This window comes from Streptomyces spiroverticillatus (genome assembly GCA_014650415.1).
Classification (GTDB): Bacteria; Actinomycetota; Actinomycetes; order Streptomycetales; family Streptomycetaceae; genus Streptomyces; species Streptomyces spiroverticillatus.
On record BMUX01000007.1, the window covers coordinates 70,886 to 88,852 of the forward strand.

The 17,967-nt window shown below is 70.2% G+C and carries 13 protein-coding genes and 1 pseudogene; 4 read left to right on the forward strand and 10 right to left on the reverse strand.

The features are described 5' to 3' along the window. Nucleotides 1-5 precede the first annotated feature (5 nt). Nucleotides 6-1,444, forward strand: a pseudogene (gene pdxR, locus IE269_RS19735) (MocR-like pyridoxine biosynthesis transcription factor PdxR). A 342-nt stretch (nucleotides 1,445-1,786) separates the two neighbouring features. On the opposite strand, the gene pssA reads toward pdxR, so the two are convergent. From pssA to IE269_RS19780, 9 genes are all read right to left on the reverse strand, one after another. After that, a complete protein-coding gene (gene pssA, locus IE269_RS19740) occupies nucleotides 1,787-2,641 on the reverse strand; it encodes a CDP-diacylglycerol--serine O-phosphatidyltransferase (RefSeq protein WP_189824366.1) in 855 nt (284 codons plus the stop codon). Continuing rightward, the gene (locus IE269_RS19745) at nucleotides 2,628-3,299 is read right to left on the reverse strand and encodes a phosphatidylserine decarboxylase (RefSeq protein ID WP_189824367.1); all 672 of its coding nucleotides are present in this window, start codon (nucleotides 3,297-3,299) and stop codon (nucleotides 2,628-2,630) included. The genes pssA and IE269_RS19745 overlap by 14 nt, the downstream gene beginning before the upstream one ends. 179 nt (nucleotides 3,300-3,478) lie before the next feature. Then, nucleotides 3,479-4,684 carry an acyl-CoA dehydrogenase family protein gene (locus IE269_RS19750; protein ID WP_189824368.1) on the reverse strand — a complete coding sequence of 402 codons (1,206 nt, stop codon included), beginning with the start codon at nucleotides 4,682-4,684 and terminating at the stop codon, nucleotides 3,479-3,481. 2 nt (nucleotides 4,685-4,686) lie between these two features. Beyond that, nucleotides 4,687-5,199 (reverse strand): MaoC family dehydratase, encoded by a 513-nt coding sequence (locus IE269_RS19755; RefSeq protein ID WP_189824369.1) that lies wholly within the window; start codon nucleotides 5,197-5,199, stop codon nucleotides 4,687-4,689. A gap of 5 nt (nucleotides 5,200-5,204) precedes the next feature. Then, the gene (locus IE269_RS19760) at nucleotides 5,205-6,164 is read right to left on the reverse strand and encodes an HpcH/HpaI aldolase/citrate lyase family protein (RefSeq protein ID WP_189824370.1); all 960 of its coding nucleotides are present in this window, start codon (nucleotides 6,162-6,164) and stop codon (nucleotides 5,205-5,207) included. After that, nucleotides 6,161-8,230, reverse strand: a complete 2,070-nt coding sequence (locus IE269_RS19765; protein ID WP_189824371.1) for a protein meaA — start codon at nucleotides 8,228-8,230, stop codon at nucleotides 6,161-6,163. The genes IE269_RS19760 and IE269_RS19765 overlap by 4 nt, the downstream gene beginning before the upstream one ends. Beyond that, nucleotides 8,230-9,567, reverse strand: coding sequence for a crotonyl-CoA carboxylase/reductase (gene ccrA / locus IE269_RS19770; RefSeq protein WP_189824372.1), 1,338 nt, complete (start codon nucleotides 9,565-9,567; stop codon nucleotides 8,230-8,232). The genes IE269_RS19765 and ccrA overlap by 1 nt, the downstream gene beginning before the upstream one ends. A gap of 478 nt (nucleotides 9,568-10,045) precedes the next feature. Beyond that, the gene (locus IE269_RS19775) at nucleotides 10,046-10,867 is read right to left on the reverse strand and encodes a TetR family transcriptional regulator (RefSeq protein WP_189824373.1); all 822 of its coding nucleotides are present in this window, start codon (nucleotides 10,865-10,867) and stop codon (nucleotides 10,046-10,048) included. A 382-nt stretch (nucleotides 10,868-11,249) separates the two neighbouring features. Further along, nucleotides 11,250-13,055, reverse strand: coding sequence for a 3-hydroxyacyl-CoA dehydrogenase family protein (locus IE269_RS19780; RefSeq protein ID WP_189824374.1), 1,806 nt, complete (start codon nucleotides 13,053-13,055; stop codon nucleotides 11,250-11,252). Between the two features lie 372 nt (nucleotides 13,056-13,427). Between IE269_RS19780 and IE269_RS19785 the strand changes: the two genes are divergently transcribed. Next, nucleotides 13,428-14,030 (forward strand): HEAT repeat domain-containing protein, encoded by a 603-nt coding sequence (locus tag IE269_RS19785; protein ID WP_189824375.1) that lies wholly within the window; start codon nucleotides 13,428-13,430, stop codon nucleotides 14,028-14,030. Here IE269_RS19785 and IE269_RS19790 read toward each other — a convergent pair. After that, nucleotides 13,979-14,581, reverse strand: coding sequence for a GNAT family N-acetyltransferase (locus tag IE269_RS19790; RefSeq protein WP_189824376.1), 603 nt, complete (start codon nucleotides 14,579-14,581; stop codon nucleotides 13,979-13,981). The two genes, IE269_RS19785 and IE269_RS19790, sit on opposite strands and share 52 nt — an antisense overlap. A gap of 145 nt (nucleotides 14,582-14,726) precedes the next feature. On the opposite strand from IE269_RS19790, the gene IE269_RS19795 reads away from it, so the two are divergent. Then, complete coding sequence (locus IE269_RS19795) at nucleotides 14,727-15,173, forward strand: SRPBCC family protein (protein WP_189824377.1); 447 nt, start codon at nucleotides 14,727-14,729, stop codon at nucleotides 15,171-15,173. Nucleotides 15,174-15,509: 336 nt separating this feature from the next. Further along, complete coding sequence (locus IE269_RS19800) at nucleotides 15,510-17,906, forward strand: MFS transporter (RefSeq protein WP_438817599.1); 2,397 nt, start codon at nucleotides 15,510-15,512, stop codon at nucleotides 17,904-17,906. Nucleotides 17,907-17,967 lie beyond the last annotated feature (61 nt).

Below are 17,967 nucleotides of genomic sequence, written 5' to 3' on the forward strand. Positions count from 1 at the left end.
GTTCCATGCCGGAATCCTGGGTCAATTCCGCCGAACGCATCGGCGCCGACCTCCACTTGAACCTCCCCGAGGGAAAGGGCGGCCGCCAGGCCGCCCTCACCCGCGCCCTGCGCGACGCCATCCGCGACGGCAGGCTCGCCCCCGGCACCCGGCTGCCCCCTACCGCTCCCTCGCCGCCGACCTCGCCGTCGCCCGCAACACCGTCGCCTCCGCCTACGCCGAACTCGTCGCCGAAGGCTGGCTCACCGCCCGCCAGGGCTCCGGCACCCGCGTCGCCGACCGCGCCGCGCCCCCGCGCCCCGTACCCGTGCCGCACGGCACGACCACCCCGCCGCGCCCCACCCACGACCTGCGCCAGGGCGTGCCCGACGCCGCCTCCTTCCCCCGCACCGCCTGGCTCGCCGCCGCCCGCCGCGCCCTCACCGCCGCCCCCAACGAAGCCTTCGGCCCCGGCGACCCGCAGGGCCGCATCGAACTGCGCCGCGCCCTCGCCGAGTACCTCTCCCGCGCCCGGGGCGTGCGCACCACCCCCGACCGCATCGTCATCTGCTCCGGCTTCGCACACGCGCTGAGGCTGCTGTACGGGGGAGTGGGCGGCCCCTCGCGCGGCGTGCTGCGCGGTCCGCTGGCCGTGGAGGCGTACGGGCTGCCCTTCCACCGGGAGCTGCTGCACGGGGCGGGAGTCCGGACCGTACCCCTGGAGATCGACGAAAACGGGGCGGATGTCGGGGAGTTGGGCGAGGTCAGGGCGCTGAAGGCGGTGCTGCTCACCCCGGCGCACCAGTTCCCCACCGGCGGACCGCTGCACTCGGAGCGGCGGGCACAGGCGGTCGACTGGGCGCGGGCCCACGACGGGCTCGTACTGGAGGACGACTACGACGGGGAGTTCCGCTACGACCGCGAACCGGTGGGCGCTGTCCAGGGCCTGGACCCGGAACGGGTCGTCTACCTCGGCTCGCTCAGCAAGAGCCTCTCCCCGGCGATCCGGCTCGGCTGGATGGTCCTGCCCGCCCACCTGGTCGGACCCGTCCTGGCGGTGAAGGGCCAGCGCGAGGCGTGGGCCTCCGCCTTGGACCAGCTGACCCTCGCCGACTTCCTGGCCTCCGGCCACTACGACCGGCACGTCCGCCGCACCCGCCAGCGCTACCGGGCGCGCCGCGACCAACTCCTCGCAGCCCTGTCCGCCCATGCCCCGCACATCCGCGCGACCGGCATCGCGGCGGGCCTGCACGCGGTGCTCCGCCTCCCTGCGGGCACCGAGTCCGACGCCCTGCGCGCCGCCGCCCACCAGGGCCTGGCCCTGGACGGCCTCGGCCCCTTCCGCCACCCCGGGGCCGCAGGGCTTGCCCCCGACGGGCTGGTCGTCGGCTACGCCACCCCACCCGACCACGCCTACGCGGCCGCCCTGGCAGCTCTCTGCCGGGCGCTCCCCGCCCCGGACTAGGCGGGGGTCCGGGACCTCGCCGGGGGCGACCCTCTGCGTGCCTTGCCCGGTACCGGGGTGTTTTCGCCCAAGCCCCGCCCCTTCACCTAAACCCTGCGGGGCGAGTGGTGGGTTGCTGTTCCCGATGGGGCTACGCCCCTCGCCCCCTGCACGGGCTGCGGCCCGCGCGCCCTCAACCGCCGGACGGGCTGAGATGCCCCCGGGGAGCGCCGGGGAGGGTCTGCACCGACCCTCGCCCCGGTAGGCGCCCAGACGTCCACCTGACGCCTCTGTGGACCACACGAAAGAGGGCCCCCGCACCGGTTTGCACCGGGCGGGGGCCCTCTCACGTACGACCAAGAACTACGGCAGCTGCGCCGCACGCGCCTCGCGACGGTTGTCACGGAACGTGTTCACCCGACGCGCGGTGGCGAAGAGCGGGATCACAGCACCCAGGACGACCTGGAGCACACAGCCGGTCTGGAGCAGCAGCTCACCGCCGGGGGCGTTGAACGCCCAGGCGACCAGCAAGCCCATCGCGCCGATGATCCAGCTGAGCATCGCGACCGCGAGGACACCCCGCGGCTTCGGGTACTCGACCCGGCTCACCATCAGCCACGCCACACCGATCACGGCGAGGAGGGTGGCGATGAAGGGCAGCTCGAGCAGGACGATCGAGACGACCGTGAGCGCTCCGAAGGGGCTCGGCATGCCCTGGAACATGCCGTCCTTCATGGTCACGCAACTGAACCGCGCAAGCCTCAGCACCACCGCCAGCAGCACCACGATCGCGGCCAGCGCCGCCACCTTCTGCTGGGCGTCGTCCGCCACCATTCCGTACACGAGCACGAAGTAGGCGGGCGCGAGCCCGAAGCTGATCAGGTCGGAGAGGTTGTCCAGCTCCGCGCCCATCGGCGAGCTGCGCAGCTTGCGGGCCACCAGGCCGTCGCACAGGTCGAAGATCGCGGCCAGGAGCATGAGGATGACGGCGGTGGCGGCGCTATTGCGTGCCATGCCGGTCTCGGCGCTGCCCTGGAGGTGCGGAATGAGGATCCCGGTGGTGGTGAAGTACACCGCCATGAATCCGCACGTCGCGTTACCGAGCGTGAGGGTGTCCGCTATCGACAGCCTCAGACTGAGCGGCATGTCCTCCGCGTCGTCCTCTGCCTCGGCCTCAGGCACCCAGCCTGCCTGCGTCTCTGGATCAGTCACGGTCAATTCGAGTCACCCCCGCGGTAGTGGTCTGTCCCACCTCGACCGCGACTTCGACACCTTCCGGAAGGTAGATGTCCACGCGCGATCCGAAGCGGATCAGGCCGATCCGCTCGCCCTGCTCCACCTTGGTGCCCTGCGGGAGGTAGGGGACGATGCGGCGGGCCACAGCGCCCGCGATCTGCACCATCTCGATGTCGCCGAGCTCCGTGTCGAAGTGCCAGACGACGCGCTCGTTGTTCTCGCTCTCCTTGTTGAACGCCGGAACGAAACCGCCGGGCACGTGCTCGACGGACGTCACCGTGCCCGCCAGGGGCGCGCGGTTGACGTGGACGTTCAGCGGGCTCATGAAGATCGCGACGCGGGTGCGTCCGTCCTTCCACGGCATGATGCTCTGCACCACGCCGTCGGCCGGCGAGATCACCCGGCCCTGGGCGATCTCACGCTCGGGGTCGCGGAAGAACCACAGCATCCCGGCCGCGAGAGCGGTGGTGGGAACGGCTGCGGCGGCCCAGCGACCCGACTTCCGCGACTTGGCCAGCGTGAGGGCCGCGGTCGCGACGGTCGGCAGGAGCCACGGCGATGCTCCGCGAGCAAGGCGGCCCTTGGGGATGAGACCCGAGGAGACGCCGTCGCGTGATGCAGAGGTTTGGCTGTGGGGCATGGAAGACCTTCGTAGCGGATGATGCCGCGCGGAGACGGGGGACGGCGGCTTTCCGGCGATGCTATCGGTTGCGAGGCGCAACTGGGCAAGCCGGAAAGCGACTCTGCGGCCGGAAAGCCGCCTGGAAGAGGTAACAGGGTGTGATCTTCTTCGCGTTGAAATCTACGCAAAGAGAACAATCAGCCCTGGAACCGGTATTCCTCCAGCAGTCGCCGCCCAATGATCATTTTCTGGATCTCGGCGGTACCTTCACCGATCAGCAGCATGGGTGCCTCGCGGTAGAGGCGCTCGATTTCGTACTCCTTCGAGAACCCGTATCCGCCGTGAATGCGGAAGGCGTCCTCGACGACTTCCTTGCAGTATTCGGAGGCCAGGTACTTCGCCATCCCTGCTTCGAGGTCGTTTCGTTCCCCGCTGTCCTTTTTGCGTGCTGCATTGACCATCATCGCATGGGCGGCTTCGACCTTGGTGGCCATCTCGGCCAGCTTGAACTGGATCGCCTGGTGCTGGGCGATCGGCTTGCCGAAGGTCTGGCGCTGCTGGGCGTAGGAAACGCCCAACTCGAAGGCACGCTGAGCGACGCCGCAACCACGGGCCGCCACATTGACCCGGCCGACCTCGACGCCGTCCATCATTTGGTAAAACCCTCGGCCGGTGGTCCCGCCGAGTACGCGATTGGCCGGAATGCGCAGTCCGTCCATGATCAACTCGGTGGTGTCGACACCCTTGTATCCCATTTTGTCGATCTTGCCGGGAATGGTGAGGCCCGGGCGGACCTCTCCGAATCCGGGCTCCTTCTCGACCAGGAACGTCGTCATCGACTTGTGCGGGGCCGTGCCCTCGGGGTGACCCTCGTCACTGCGACACAGGACCGCCACGAGTGAGGAGGTGCCGCCGTTCGTCAGCCACATCTTCTGGCCGTTGAGCACGTACTCCTCGCCGTCGCGCACGCCCTTGGACGTGATCGCCGACACGTCCGAGCCGAGCGCCGGCTCCGACATCGAGAAGGCCCCGCGCACCTCGCCGAGCGCCATCCGCGGCAGGAAGGTGTCCTTCTGCTCCTGCGTCCCGTGCTGCTTGAGCATGTACGCGACGATGAAGTGCGTGTTGATGATTCCGGACACACTCATCCAGCCGCGGGCTATCTCTTCCACACAGAGCGCATATGTGAGAAGGGACTCGCCCAGGCCGCCGTACTCCTCGGGAATCATCAGGCCGAAGAGGCCCAGTTCCTTGAGGCCCTCGACGATCTCCGTCGGGTACTCGTCGCGGTGCTCCAGCTGCGTCGCGACCGGGATGATCTCCTTGTCGACGAAGCTGCGGACGGTGGAGAGGATCTCCTGCTGGATGTCGGTCAGACCGGCGGTCTGGGCAAGACGGGCCATGACTACTTCCCCTGCACCTTCGGTTCCGGGCGGCCGGGCTGCTCGCCGCCGCGCTCCTTGATGTACGTCTCGGTCGGGACCATCACCTTGCGGCGGAACACGCAGACGACCGTGCCGTCCTGCTTGTAGCCCTTGGTCTCGACGTAGACGATTCCGCGGTCGTTCTTCGACTTGGAGGGGGTCTTGTCGAGGACGACGGTCTCGCCGTAGATCGTGTCGCCGTGGAAGGTCGGCGCGATGTGCTTGAGCGACTCGACCTCCAGGTTGGCTATCGCCTTGCCCGAGACGTCCGGCACCGACATGCCCAGCAGGAGGGAGTAGATGTAGTTGCCGACGACGACGTTCTTGCCGAAGTCGGTCGTCTTCTCCGCGTAGTTGGTGTCCATGTGCAGCGGGTGGTGGTTCATGGTCAGCAGGCAGAAGAGGTGGTCGTCGTACTCGGTGACCGTCTTGCCGGGCCAGTGCTTGTACACCGCGCCGACCTCGAACTCCTCAAAGGTGCGTCCGAATTGCATGGTTTTCAGGCCTCCGGGGCTTCGAACTTCGAGGTGCGCTGCATGCCGGCGGCCCGGCCCTTGCCCGAGATCACGAGCGCCATCTTGCGGCTGGCCTCGTCGATCATCTCGTCGCCGAGCATCGCGGAGCCCTTCTTGCCGCCCGCCTCCGACGTGTAGAACTCGTACGCGTCGAGGATCAGCTCGGCGTGGTCGAAGTCCTCCTGCGAGGGCGAGAAGATCTCGTTCGACGCCTCGACCTGGCCCGGGTGCAGCACCCACTTGCCGTCGAAGCCGAGCGCCGCGGCGCGCCGGGCGACCTCGCGGTAGCCGTCGACGTTGCGGATCTGGAGGTAGGGGCCGTCGATCGCCTGGAGGTCGTTGGCGCGGGCCGCCATCAGGATCTTCATCAGGATGTAGTGGTACGCGTCGGCGCCGTAGCCCGGCGGCTGCTCGCCCACGACCAGCGTCTTCATGTTGATCGACGCCATGAAGTCGGCCGGGCCGAAGATGATCGTCTCGGTGCGGGGGGAGGCCTCGGCGATGGCGTTGACGTTGTTGAGGCCGCGCGCGTTCTCGATCTGCGCCTCGATGCCGATCTTGCCGACCTCGAAGCCCATCGTCTTCTCGATCTGGGTCAGGAGCAGGTCGAGCGCGACGATCTGCTGGGCGTCCTGGACCTTCGGCAGCATGATGCAGTCGAGGTTCTGGCCGGCGCCCTCGACGACGGTCACGACGTCGCGGTACGTCCACTCGGTCGTCCAGTCGTTGACGCGCACCACACGCGTCTTGCCGGTCCAGTCGCCCTCGTTGAGGAACTTCACGATGGTGTGCCGCGCCTCGGGCTTGGCGAGCGGCGCGCAGGCGTCCTCCAGGTCCAGGAAGACCTGGTCGGCGGGCAGCCCCTGGGCCTTCTCCAGGAAGCGGGGGTTCGACCCGGGGACCGCGAGACACGAGCGGCGGGGACGGAGACGGTTGACAGTCATGCGGGGACCTCCAGAGGGTCGAGCTTGTTCGCTTTCCGGATCTCGTCGACGATACGGCCGATGATCTCCGTGATGCCGAAGTCCTTCGGGGTGAAGACGGCGGCGACTCCCGCCCTCTTCAGTGCTTCGCCGTCGGCGTTCGGGATGATCCCGCCGACGATCACCGGGAGCTCGGGGGCTCCCCCTTCTCGCAGTCGTACGAGAACGTCCGGGACCAGCTCCGCGTGCGAGCCGGACAGGATGGACAGGCCCACGCAGTGCACGTCCTCCGCGAGGGCCGCGCCGACGATCTGCTCGGGCGTGAGCCGGATGCCCTGGTAGACCACCTCGAACCCGGCGTCGCGGGCCCGTACGGCGATCTGCTCGGCCCCGTTGGAGTGCCCGTCCAGACCGGGCTTGCCGACCAGCAGCCGCAGTCGTCCGGAGCCCAGCTCGTCGGCCGTGCGCTTCACCTTTTCGCGTACGAGGGCCAACGGCGTCCCGGGCTCCGCGGTGACCGCCACCGGGGCGGAGGACACGCCGGTCGGGGCGCGGAACTCGCCGAACACCTCGCGCAGCGCCCACGCCCACTCGCCGGTGGTGACACCGGCGCGCACGCACTCCAGGGTCGCCTCCATCAGGTTCTCGTCGGAGGCGGCGGCCTCCTTGAGCGTCTCGATGGCCTGCGCGGTGGACGGGAAGACCAGCGGATCGGCGAGACCCTGGCGCTCGTTGGCCTCGTCACGGGTGGTGCGCCACTCCCCGAGAGCGGCCACCACCCGCGCCTCGACGGCCGGGTCGACGGTCATGATCGCCGTGTCGAGGTCCGAGGTGAGGGGGCTCGGCTCGGTCGACTCGTACGAATTGACGCCGACGATCTTCTCCTCGCCGGACTCGATGCGGCCCCGGCGCAGCGCGTGCGAGGCGACCAGCTCGGACTTGAGGTAGCCGGACTCGACGGCCGCCAGCGCGCCGCCCATGTCCTGGATGCGGTCGATCTCGGCCAGGCACTCGTCGACGAGCGAGGACACCTTGGCCTCGATGACGTGCGAGCCCTCGAAGATGTCGTCGTATTCGAGGAGGTCGGACTCGTGCGCCAGGACCTGCTGGATGCGCAGGGACCACTGCTGGTCCCAGGGGCGGGGGAGCCCCAACGCCTCGTTCCAGGCCGGGAGCTGGACGGCGCGGGCGCGCGCGTCCTTGGAGAGCGTCACGCCGAGCATCTCCAGGACGATGCGCTGGACGTTGTTCTCCGGCTGGGCCTCGGTCAGACCGAGGGAGTTGACCTGGACCCCGTACCGGAAGCGGCGCTGCTTGGGGTCCTCGATCCCGTACCGCTCCCGCGTGATCTTGTCCCAGATGCGGCCGAAGGCGCGCATCTTGCACATCTCCTCGATGAACCGGACGCCCGCGTTCACGAAGAACGAGATGCGGGCCACGACATCGCCGCGCCGGTCGTCGGGGATCTGCCCGGACGCGAACACCGAGTCCAGCACCGCGATGGCCGTGGACATCGCGTACGCGATCTCCTGGACGGGGGTCGCCCCCGCCTCCTGGAGGTGGTACGAGCAGATGTTGATGGGATTCCACTTGGGGATGTTGTTGACCGTGTAGCAGATCATGTCGGTGGTCAGCCGCAGCGATGGGCCGGGCGGGAAGACGTGCGTCCCGCGCGACAGGTACTCCTTGACGATGTCGTTCTGGGTGGTGCCCTGGAGCTTGGTGATGTCCGCGCCCTGCTCCTCGGCGACCACCTGGTAGAGGGCCAGCAGCCACATGGCGGTGGCGTTGATGGTCATCGAGGTGTTCATCTGCTCCAGCGGGATGTCCTGGAACAGCCGGCGCATGTCGCCGAGGTGGGAGACGGGGACCCCGACCCGGCCGACCTCGCCGCGGGCGAGGATGTGGTCGGGGTCGTAACCGGTCTGGGTCGGCAGGTCGAACGCGACCGACAGCCCGGTCTGGCCCTTGGAGAGGTTGTTGCGGTAGAGCGCGTTGGACGCCTCGGCGGTCGAGTGACCGGCGTACGTCCGCATGAGCCAGGGCCGGTCCTTCTGGCGCTCGTTACCGGGCTGACGGCCGCTCATCAGACGTTCCGGAAGCGGTTGATGGCGTCGATGTGCTGCGCGCGCTTCTCGTGGTCGCGGACGCCCAGTCCCTCGCGCGGGGCCAGCGCGAGGACGCCGACCTTGCCCTGGTGCAGGTTGCGGTGGACGTCGTAGGCGGCCTGGCCGGTGTCTTCGAGGGAGTACACCTTGGAGAGCGTCGGGTGGATCTTGCCCTTGGCGATCAGGCGGTTGGCCTCCCACGCCTCGCGGTAGTTGGCGAAGTGCGAGCCGATGATGCGCTTCAGCGACATCCACAGGTAGCGGTTGTCGTACTCGTGCATGTACCCGGAGGTGGAGGCGCAGGTGGTGATCGTGCCGCCCTTGCGGGTCACGTACACGCTGGCGCCGAAGGTCTCGCGGCCCGGGTGCTCGAAGACGATGTCGATGTCCTCGCCGCCGGTGAACTCGCGGATGCGCTTGCCGAAGCGCTTCCACTCCTTCGGGTCCTGGGTGCGCTCGTCCTTCCAGAACTTGTAGCCCTCGGCGCTGCGGTCGATGATCGCCTCCGCGCCCATGGACCGGCAGATCTCCGCCTTCTGCTCGCTGCTCACGACGCAGATCGGGTTGGCGCCGCCCGCGAGGGCGAACTGGGTCGCGTACGAGCCGAGTCCGCCGCTCGCGCCCCAGATCAGGACGTTGTCGCCCTGCTTCATGCCGGCGCCGTTGCGCGAGACGAGCTGGCGGTACGCCGTCGAGTTGACGAGACCCGGGGCCGCGGCCTCCTCCCAGCTGAGGTGGCCGGGCTTGGGCATCAGCTGGTTGGACTTGACGAGGGCGATCTCGGCGAGGCCGCCGAAGTTCGTCTCGAAGCCCCAGATGCGCTGCTCGGGGTCGAGCATCGTGTCGTTGTGGCCGTCGCTCGACTCCAGCTCGACGGACAGGCAGTGCGCGACGACCTCGTCGCCCGGGTTCCAGGCGTTCACGCCGGGGCCGGTGCGCAGGACGACGCCCGCCAGGTCGGAGCCGATGATGTGGTACGGCAGGTCGTGACGCTTCGTCAACTCACTGAGGCGGCCGTACCGTTCGAGGAAACTGAAGGTCGAGACGGGCTCGAAGATCGAGGTCCAGACGGAGTTGTAGTTCACCGAGCTGGCCATCACCGCCACCAGCGCCTCGCCCGGGCCGAGTTCCGGAATCGGCACGTCGTCCAGGTGGATCGACTTGCGGGGGTCCTTCTCGCGGGTGGTGAGGCCGGAGAACATCTCGGCCTCGTCCTTGTGCACGGTGATCGCGCGGTACGACTCGGGGAGCGAGAGAGCGGCGTAGTCCGCGGCAGTCGCTTCCTGCGACTGGATCGCGTCCAGGATTTCCTTCACGGTGTGCCTCCGGCGGGAGCGCTGAGGGAAGCGCTCCGAGGGGTCGTCGGGGTGCTGAGGGTGGAGTGAGGGTGGAGGTGTGCCGTCGGTTCGGCGAGGCGGTTCAGATGTTTTCCGGCAGCGCGAGGGTGTGCGCGGGAGGTGCCTGTGACGCAGGCGTCCGGGCGCGCCCACCAGGGGTGGGCGGGGACAGCCGGGGTGCGCGTTTTCCGCGTCCCGGCCGCTCGGACAACATCAACGTATGGCACCCCGTGACAGTCGGCAAGGCACTGAGTGCCAACAAATTCGCTCAGTTGGCGAATGGGCTGCGCATATGCGCGATGATCGATCGAGGGCGGGCAGCCGGATGTCCGATTCGGCCGCGTTGAGGCGTGAAAAAAGCCGCTCCCACCAGGGGGAACGGCTTCTTTCGTGGTGTGCGTCTCAACGGCCCCGCCGAGGCCCTGCCGAGGCCCGGACGCGGATCCTCAGCGCTGCTTCAACGCTGCTTCAGTGCCTCTTCGATGGTCCGCATGACCTCGTCCAGCGGCGCGTCCGTGCGGGCCACCGCGACCAGCACCTCGCCGTCCCGGCGCACGGCCGCCGGCGCGGGCTCGGCCGGGACCGCCTCGGAGCGGGACGTGCGGCCCGCGCCGATGCCCGTGCCGAAGGTCTCGCGGACGATCGCGAAGGCGTGGTCGAGCTGGGTCTCCACGTCGCCCTGGCCGCCCGCCCGCAGCCAGCGGCGCAGGACGTGGTTGTGGGCGGTGACGACCGCGGAGGCCGCGACCTCGGCGAGCAGCGGGTCGTCGTTGCCGGGCTGGTGGTCGTGCTCGTCGAAGTGGCCCAGGAGGTAGCGCGTGAAGAGGCGCTCGTAGCGGGCCACCGAGGCGATCTCCGCCTCCCGCAGGGTCGGGACCTCGCGGGTCAGCTTGTAGCGGGCGACGGACACGGCGGGGGCCGCCGCGTACATCCGCATGACTTCCTTGATGCCCCGGCAGACCGTGTCGAGCGGGTGCTCGTGCGGCGGGGCCGCGTTCAGCACCGCCTCGGCCCGTACGAGCGTGTCGTCGTGGTCGGGGAAGATCGCCTCTTCCTTGGAGCGGAAGTGGCGGAAGAAGGTGCGCCGGGCGACGCCGCCCGCCGCCGCGATCTCGTCGACGGTGGTCGCCTCGTACCCCTTCGTCGCGAAGAGCTCCATGGCGGCGGCGGAGAGCTCGCGGCGCATCTTGAGGCGCTGCGCGGCCGCGCGGGTGCCCGCGGCGCTCTCCGTGGGGTCGGTCGTGGAGTTCGTACGGGGAGTCCTGGGGGCCTGGGGCATGCCCTGAAAGTAACCCATCGGCGCAGGGTGCCGCGCCGCCGGGGCGGGGAGCCCCGACGGCTGCAGCAGCCCGCCCCAGCCGGTCCCGGCGGCCGCCGGTGCGGCCGGTCGGGAGGGGGCCGGTGCGGAAGCAGTGCTTCCGGTGCGGTCCGTCCGGCCGTCCGCCTGCGGTGCGCGGGCCGGGGACCGCGCCGGGCCGTCACGACTCGCCGCACCGTCCTGCGCGGGTGCCGCAACCGGCACCCGGGCGGCGTCGGACGCTCCGCCCACCGCCCCGGACACTCCCTCCACGGTGCCGGAGGCCCCGGCCACCGCCCCGGACGCCCCGCCCGCCGGCCCCGACGGACCGGTCACCGGACTGCCGGGCCCGCCCCGGCGCCCCTCACCGGCGCGCATACTCCCTGAAGCCCCGGCCGGTCTTGCGGCCCAGGCAGCCCGCCGCCACCAGGTGCTCAAGCAGCGGCGCCGGGGCCAGGCCCGGGTCGCGGAACTCGCGGTGCAGGACCTGCTCGATGGCGAGGGAGACGTCGAGGCCGACCACGTCGAGCAGCTCGAAGGGCCCCATCGGGTAGCCGCCGCCCAGCTTCATCGCGGCGTCGATGTCGTCCAGCGAGGCGTAGTGCTCCTGGACCATCTTGATCGCGTTGTTGAGGTACGGGAACAGCAGGGCGTTCACGATGAAGCCCGCCCGGTCGCCGCAGTCCACCGGGTGCTTGCGGATCTTCACGGTGAGGTCGCGGACGGTGGCGTGGACGTCGTCGGCGGTCAGGACCGTACGGACGATCTCGACCAGCTTCATCGCCGGGGCCGGGTTGAAGAAGTGCATCCCGATGACGTCCTGCGGGCGCGAGGTGGCGCGGGCGCAGGCGACGACGGGCAGCGAGGAGGTGGTGGTGGCGAGGATGGCGCCCTGCTTGCAGACCTTGTCGAAGGTCGCGAAGAGCTGCTGCTTGACCTCCAGGTCCTCCGCGACCGCCTCCAGGGCGAGGTCCACGTCCGCGAAGGCGTCGAGGGAGCCCGCCGGGGTGATCCGGGCGAGGGTCTCGTCCTTGGCCTCCGCCGTCATCCGGCCCTTGGTGACCGACCGCGAAAGAGACTTGTCGATACGGGCCTTGGCGGCCTCCGCCTTCTCGAAACTGCGGGCCGCCAGGACCACCGCGTACCCGGCCTTCGCGAAGACCTCCGCGATGCCCGATGCCATCGTCCCGGAACCGGCCACGCCGACCGAGCGGATCTCCCGGCCGCCCGTGAGCGGGGCCGCCTCCAGCGGGGTCAGCGCGTCGCGGACGACGGTGGCGCTGTCCGGGGCGTCGTACGTGTAGAACCCGCGCCCCGACTTCCGGCCGGTCAGCCCGGCCGCGCTCAGCTGCTTGAGGACGGGGGCCGGGGCGTGCAGCCGGTCGTGCGACTCCGCGTACATGGCGTCCAGGACGGTGCGCGCGGTGTCGATGCCGATCAGGTCGAGCAGGGCGAGGGGGCCCATCGGCAGCCCGCAGCCCAGCTTCATCGCCGCGTCGATGTCCTCACGGGAGGCGTACTTGGCCTCGTACATCGCGGCGGCCTGGTTGAGGTACCCGAAGAGCAGCCCGTCCGCGACGAAACCAGGCCGGTCGCCGACCGCGACGGGCTCCTTGCCGAGGTCGTGCGCGAGGTCGGTGACGGCGGCGACGGCGGTCGGCGCGGTCAGCACCGAGGAGACGATCTCGACCAGCTTCATCGCCGGGGCCGGGTTGAAGAAGTGCAGGCCCAGCACGCGCTCTGGGCGCGCCGAGTCGGCGGCCAGCCGGGTCACGGACAGCGCGTTGGTGCCGGTGGCGAGGATGGTGTCCGGGCGGACGATCGCGTCGAGCGCCCGGAAGACCTGGTGCTTGATCTCGTACGACTCGGGCACGACCTCGATCACGAGGTCCGCCTCGGCGGCGGCGGAGAGGTCCACATCGGTACGGAACCGGGCCAGCGCCTCCGCCCGGCCGATCTCCGACAGCCGCTCCTTGCGGACGGCGCGGGCGGTGGACGCCTCGACGGCGGCGACGGCGTGGTGGAGGGCGTCGGCGTCGGTGTCGATGCCGATCACGGTGCGGCCCGCCCGCAGCAGGACCTCGGCGATGCCGGTGCCCATGGTGCCGAGGCCGACGACGGCGACGGTGGCGAGAGAGGAGAGAGGGGTGGTGGAGACAGGGGTGTCCATCACGGGACTCCAGGGATGAGTGACGACTGAGACGAGGGGCGTCTGCGCGAGAGGAGACGGACCGTCGGCGCGTGGAAACGAAGAGCACGCGCAGGACGGCAAGCGTCGTGAGGGTGGTGCTGAGCGGCGGGCCCTGTCCCGGGGCCGGTGCCGTACGCGTGGAGAAAGAACGCCGAACCGACTGGCACTCCGTGGCGGCTGCGTCACCAGGCCGCCAAGAGCTGATCTTTCAGCGGGTGTTGAGCCCTGTGGTGGGGGCAGCCCGCTCACATGAGACTAACCGGCCGGTAACGAGCGCGCCAGCCCCTGGAGCCGGTGGCCGGATGTGATCTACGCCGCCCGCGCTCCCCTCGTGCTGGCTACGCTGACCGCATGGACGAGGAACTGCGGTCCCTGATCGACCGGCTGGGCGAAGAGGCCGGGGAGTCCGCCTCGCACGAGGAGTCGCGCGAGGACTCGTACGAGGACTTGTACGAGGAGCTGATCGCCACCGACGACCACGAAATACTCGCCCGCGTCCTGACCGAACCCGAGCAGCCGCTCTGGGCAAGGGAGTTGGCGGCCTTCCGGCTCGGCTGCGCCGGTGACCGGCGGGCCTTCGAGTCCCTGGTGCTGTTCCTCAACCACCGCGACCCCGAACGCTGCGTCTCCGCCGCACACGCACTGGCCAAACTCGGCGACCCGCGCACGGCGAAGGCCGCCGCCGCCCTCGCCACCAACACCATGCGCACCGCCTACGCCATGCAGCCCGTACGCCTCCTGACCGAACTCCGCGCCCCCGAGTCCGTCCCCGCGCTCATCACCACCCTGCGCGGCCTGCTCGCCCCGAACGACCCGCACTGGCGGGTGGCACTGGCCTGCGTGGAGGGGCTCGGGCAGCTCCGCGACGTAAGGGCGACGCAGGTGCTGGACGCGGCGCTGGATCACCCCCGGCTCGGGGCGGCGGCAGCGGCGGCGCTCAGCAGACTGACGTAACGCACCTCGTCGACGGTCGCACCGCCGATCTCGAAGGACTCCTCGGCGCCGTCCCAGGTGCATCCGGCCTTCTCGTAGAAGCGGCGGGCGACGGCGTTCTCCTTGAGCACCCACAGGCTCAGCGCGGCGAACCCGGCGGCGTGCGCCCGCTCCAGGCTCGCGGTCATCAGGGCGCGGCCCGCACCCGTCGAGTGGTGCTCGGGGAGCGCGTAGAGGGTGTACAGCTCGGCGACCGGGCGTTCGGGGGTGCTGTACAGAGGCACCCCTTCCGTCTCCCGGTACGGCCCGAAGCAGGCCCAGGCGACGACCAGTCCGTCGCGCTCGGCGACCAGGTTCACCGTGCGCGGGCCCGCCTTGGTGAAGTGGGTGCGGCGCAGCTCGGCCTCCTCGGCGAGGTCCATGCGGTCGAGATACGACTGCGGCACGATCCCGGCGTAGGCGCGCCGCCAGCCGAATACACGGCAGGCGGCGACGGCGGGCACGTCGTCGAGGGTCATGGGGCGCACCTGGGCCGGGGTGTTCGGCGGAGTGCTCGTCGGTGAAGTGTTCATGGCGGAACGCTAATCCCCGTATCGACATGGCGTCGTCCCGATTTTGGCCGCCGCCCCCGAGGTGGTTGGGTGAGCGCACCCACGGAGAGGGGCCCGCTGTTCCCGGCGGTGACCCCCCGAAGAATCAAGTGCTGGAGGAAGAGGCATGGCGCAGGTAGAGGCCACGACGGAGCGGATCATCGCGGCGGATGCGGAGACGGTGTTCGACACGCTGGCCGACTACAGCGGCACGCGCGGCAAGCTCCTCCCCGAGCACTTCAGCGAGTACGAGGTGCGCGAGGGCGGCGACGGCGAGGGCACGCTGGTGCACTGGAAGCTCCAGGCCACCAGCAAGCGCGTCCGCGACTGCCTCCTTGAGGTCAGCGAGCCGACCGACGGTCAGCTCGTGGAGAAGGACCGCAACTCGACCATGGTGACCACCTGGACCGTCACCCCCGCCGGTGAGGGCTCGTCCAAGGCCGTCGTCACCACCGTGTGGAACGGTGCGACCGGCATCGGCGGCTTCTTCGAGCGCACCTTCGCGCCCAAGGGACTCGCCCGCATCTACGACGCGGTGCTCGCCAACCTGGCCGCAGAGGTCGAGAAGAAGTAGCTCCGGGAAGTAACTCCCCGTACGGGGAAGGCCGTTACGGGCAGATTCCGGACTCACCGGTTCGAGTGGTCTTCCGTGCCGGTCCGTTGTACGCCGTAGGGGCTCCCACCGGCCCGAATTCAACCCGCACGCCCCCTGCGCGTCAATCGTCGCGCTTGCTCCGCCTTGTCGCCCGATGCGACAAATGGGCGGCGCAGGCGTGACGAGAGGCGCGACGAGGGGAGCAGTGACGTGGGCGGCATCACTCTGGTGGGCACTCCGGTGGGTACTCCGGTGGAGGACGAGCGGGACGTACGGGGTCCCACGCAAGTCCCCACCGGCCAGGACGTGTTCGACATCGAGCAGGTCGAACGGCTCGACAGGTCCGCCGCCGGAAGTCCACCGGGGCCCGAACAAACCGCCCCCGCAGGGGAGTTCAGCCCCCGCCGGATCCGGCTCGTCTTCTTCGGGCTGATGCTCGCGCTGCTGCTCGCCGCGCTGGAGCAGATGATCGTCGCCACCGCCCTGCCGAAGATCGTCGGCGATCTCCAGGGCCTGGACCGGATGTCCTGGGCGATCACCGCCTACCTCCTGACCTCCACCATCGGCCTGCCGATCTACGGAAAGCTCGGCGACCTCTTCGGCCGCAAGGGCGTCTTCCTCTTCGCCATCGTCGTCTTCATCGTCGGCTCGGGGCTGGCCGGCTGGTCGCGCACGATGGACGAGCTGATCGCCTTCCGCGCCATCCAGGGCGCGGGCGCGGGCGGGCTCATGATCGGCGTGCAGGCGATCATCGCGGACATCGTGCCGCCGCGCAGGCGCGGCCGGTTCATGGGCCTCATCGGCGCCGCCTTCGGGCTCGCCTCCGTCGCGGGACCGCTGCTCGGCGGGTTCTTCACCGACCACGCCTCCTGGCGCTGGTGCTTCTACATCAACGTGCCGTTCGGCCTGGTCACCCTCGCCGTCGTCGCCGTGGTGCTGAAGTTGCCCAAGCCGACCATCCGGCCCCGGCTCGACATCATGGGCGCGATCCTGCTCGCCGCCGCCTCCACCTGCCTCGTACTGATCACGAGCTGGGGCGGCACCGAGTACGCGTGGGACTCGCGGGTGATCCTCGGGCTCGCCGCCGGTGCCGCCGGAACGTCCCTGCTGTTCCTCGTCGTCGAGCACTACGCGGCCGAACCGATCATCCCGCTGCGGCTGTTCCGCGACTCGATCTTCAACATCACCGGGCTCGTCGGCGCCGTCGTCGGCATCGCGCTCTTCGGTGCGGCCAGCTACCTGCCGACCTTCCTCCAGATGGTCGACGGGGCCACCGCCACCGAGTCCGGGCTCCTGATGCTGCCGATGATGGGCGGCGTCGTCGTCGCGTCCATCGTCTCCGGGCAGCTGATCAGCAAGACCGGGCACTACCGGATCTACCCGATCGTCGGCAGCGCCCTGTCCGCGCTCGGCATGTGGCTGCTGTCCCGACTGGAGGTCGACACCTCGCAGCTGGAGTACAGCCTGTGGATGGCCGTCCTCGGCATCGGCATCGGGCTGATCATGCCGGTCCTCGTGCTGGCCGTGCAGAACTCCGTGCGGCCCGCCGACCTCGGCACCGCCACCAGCGCCAACAACTACTTCCGGCAGATGGGCGGCAGCATCGGCGCCGCCATCTTCGGCACGCTCTTCGCCGGACGCCTCGTCGACGCGCTCGCCGACTCCCTGCCGTCCGGCGTCGACCTGCCCGACCCGTCGTCCATCACCCCGCAACTGGTGCACTCCATGCCGCCGTTGCTGCGCGACGCCTACATCCAGGCGTACGCCGTGGCGATGCCGCGCATCTTCCTCTACCTCGTGCCGGTGCTCGTGCTCGGCCTGCTCATCGCCTGCTTCCTCAAGGAGAAACCACTGGTGTCCGCGCACAACGCCCCCGCCGAAGCCCCCGAATCCTTCGTGGCCCAACCGCTCCCCGCACCCCAACTCCCCGTCCCCGCGCAGCAGTCGCACTCCGGCGGCGTCCCCGTCTGCGGCACCGTCCAGCACCACGACGGCTCCACCGTGCCGCGCGCCGCGCTCACCCTCATCGACGTCGGCGGCCGGCAGGTCGGGCGGGGCGCCAGCGGCAGCGACGGGCGGTACGCGCTGAGCGTGCGCGGTCCCGGATCGTACGTCCTCATCGCCGCGGCCGGGGGCCACCAGCCGCAGGCCGTGACGGTCACCGTGGGGGAGCGGCCGGTCGAGCTGGACGTCGTCCTCGGCGGCGCGGGCCGCCTCGCCGGATCGGTGCTCACCGCCGACGGCAACCCGGTGCGGGACGCGGCCGTGACGCTCACCGACGTACGGGGCGAGGTCGTCGCCTCCACCCGCAGCGGGCGTGAAGGGGCCTACGTCATCTCGGAATTGGTGGCCGGCGAGTACACCCTCGCGGCCAGCGCCCCCGCCTACCGGCCCGCCGCACTGCCGGTGAGCGTGCAGGCCTCCCGCGAGACCCGGCAGGACATCGAGCTGGCCGGGGGCGCGGTGCTGCGCGGCACCGTGCGGGCCAACGGCGGCCGGCCGGTGGAGGACGCCCGGGTCACGCTGCTGGACGCGGCGGGCAACGTGGTGGACACCCTCACCACCGGCTCCGACGGCACGTTCCGCTTCGTGGACCTGTCGTCCGGCGAGTACACGGTGATCGCGGCGGGCTACCCGCCGGTGGCGACCGTCCTCCAGGTCGCGGGCGGCGGCCGCACCGAGCGCGACCTCCAGCTCGGCCACGAGGACTGAGCCGACGACACGTACACCTGCTGCGACCAAGCGGACGGACCCTTTGGGGACCGTCCGCTTC

What these genes read in the sequence shown, in the direction of transcription:
- IE269_RS19785 (WP_189824375.1), top strand. Translation starts at nt 13,428, where the DNA reads ATGGACGAGGAACTGCGGTCCCTGATCGACCGGCTGGGCGAAGAGGCC.
- IE269_RS19750 (WP_189824368.1), bottom strand. Translation starts at nt 4,684, where the DNA reads ATGGCCCGTCTTGCCCAGACCGCCGGTCTGACCGACATCCAGCAGGAG.
- IE269_RS19745 (WP_189824367.1), bottom strand. Translation starts at nt 3,299, where the DNA reads ATGCCCCACAGCCAAACCTCTGCATCACGCGACGGCGTCTCCTCGGGT.
- IE269_RS19775 (WP_189824373.1), bottom strand. Translation starts at nt 10,867, where the DNA reads ATGCCCCAGGCCCCCAGGACTCCCCGTACGAACTCCACGACCGACCCC.
- IE269_RS19790 (WP_189824376.1), bottom strand. Translation starts at nt 14,581, where the DNA reads ATGAACACTTCACCGACGAGCACTCCGCCGAACACCCCGGCCCAGGTG.
- IE269_RS19780 (WP_189824374.1), bottom strand. Translation starts at nt 13,055, where the DNA reads ATGGACACCCCTGTCTCCACCACCCCTCTCTCCTCTCTCGCCACCGTC.
- IE269_RS19755 (WP_189824369.1), bottom strand. Translation starts at nt 5,199, where the DNA reads ATGCAATTCGGACGCACCTTTGAGGAGTTCGAGGTCGGCGCGGTGTAC.
- IE269_RS19765 (WP_189824371.1), bottom strand. Translation starts at nt 8,230, where the DNA reads ATGAGCGGCCGTCAGCCCGGTAACGAGCGCCAGAAGGACCGGCCCTGG.
- IE269_RS19760 (WP_189824370.1), bottom strand. Translation starts at nt 6,164, where the DNA reads ATGACTGTCAACCGTCTCCGTCCCCGCCGCTCGTGTCTCGCGGTCCCC.
- IE269_RS19795 (WP_189824377.1), top strand. Translation starts at nt 14,727, where the DNA reads ATGGCGCAGGTAGAGGCCACGACGGAGCGGATCATCGCGGCGGATGCG.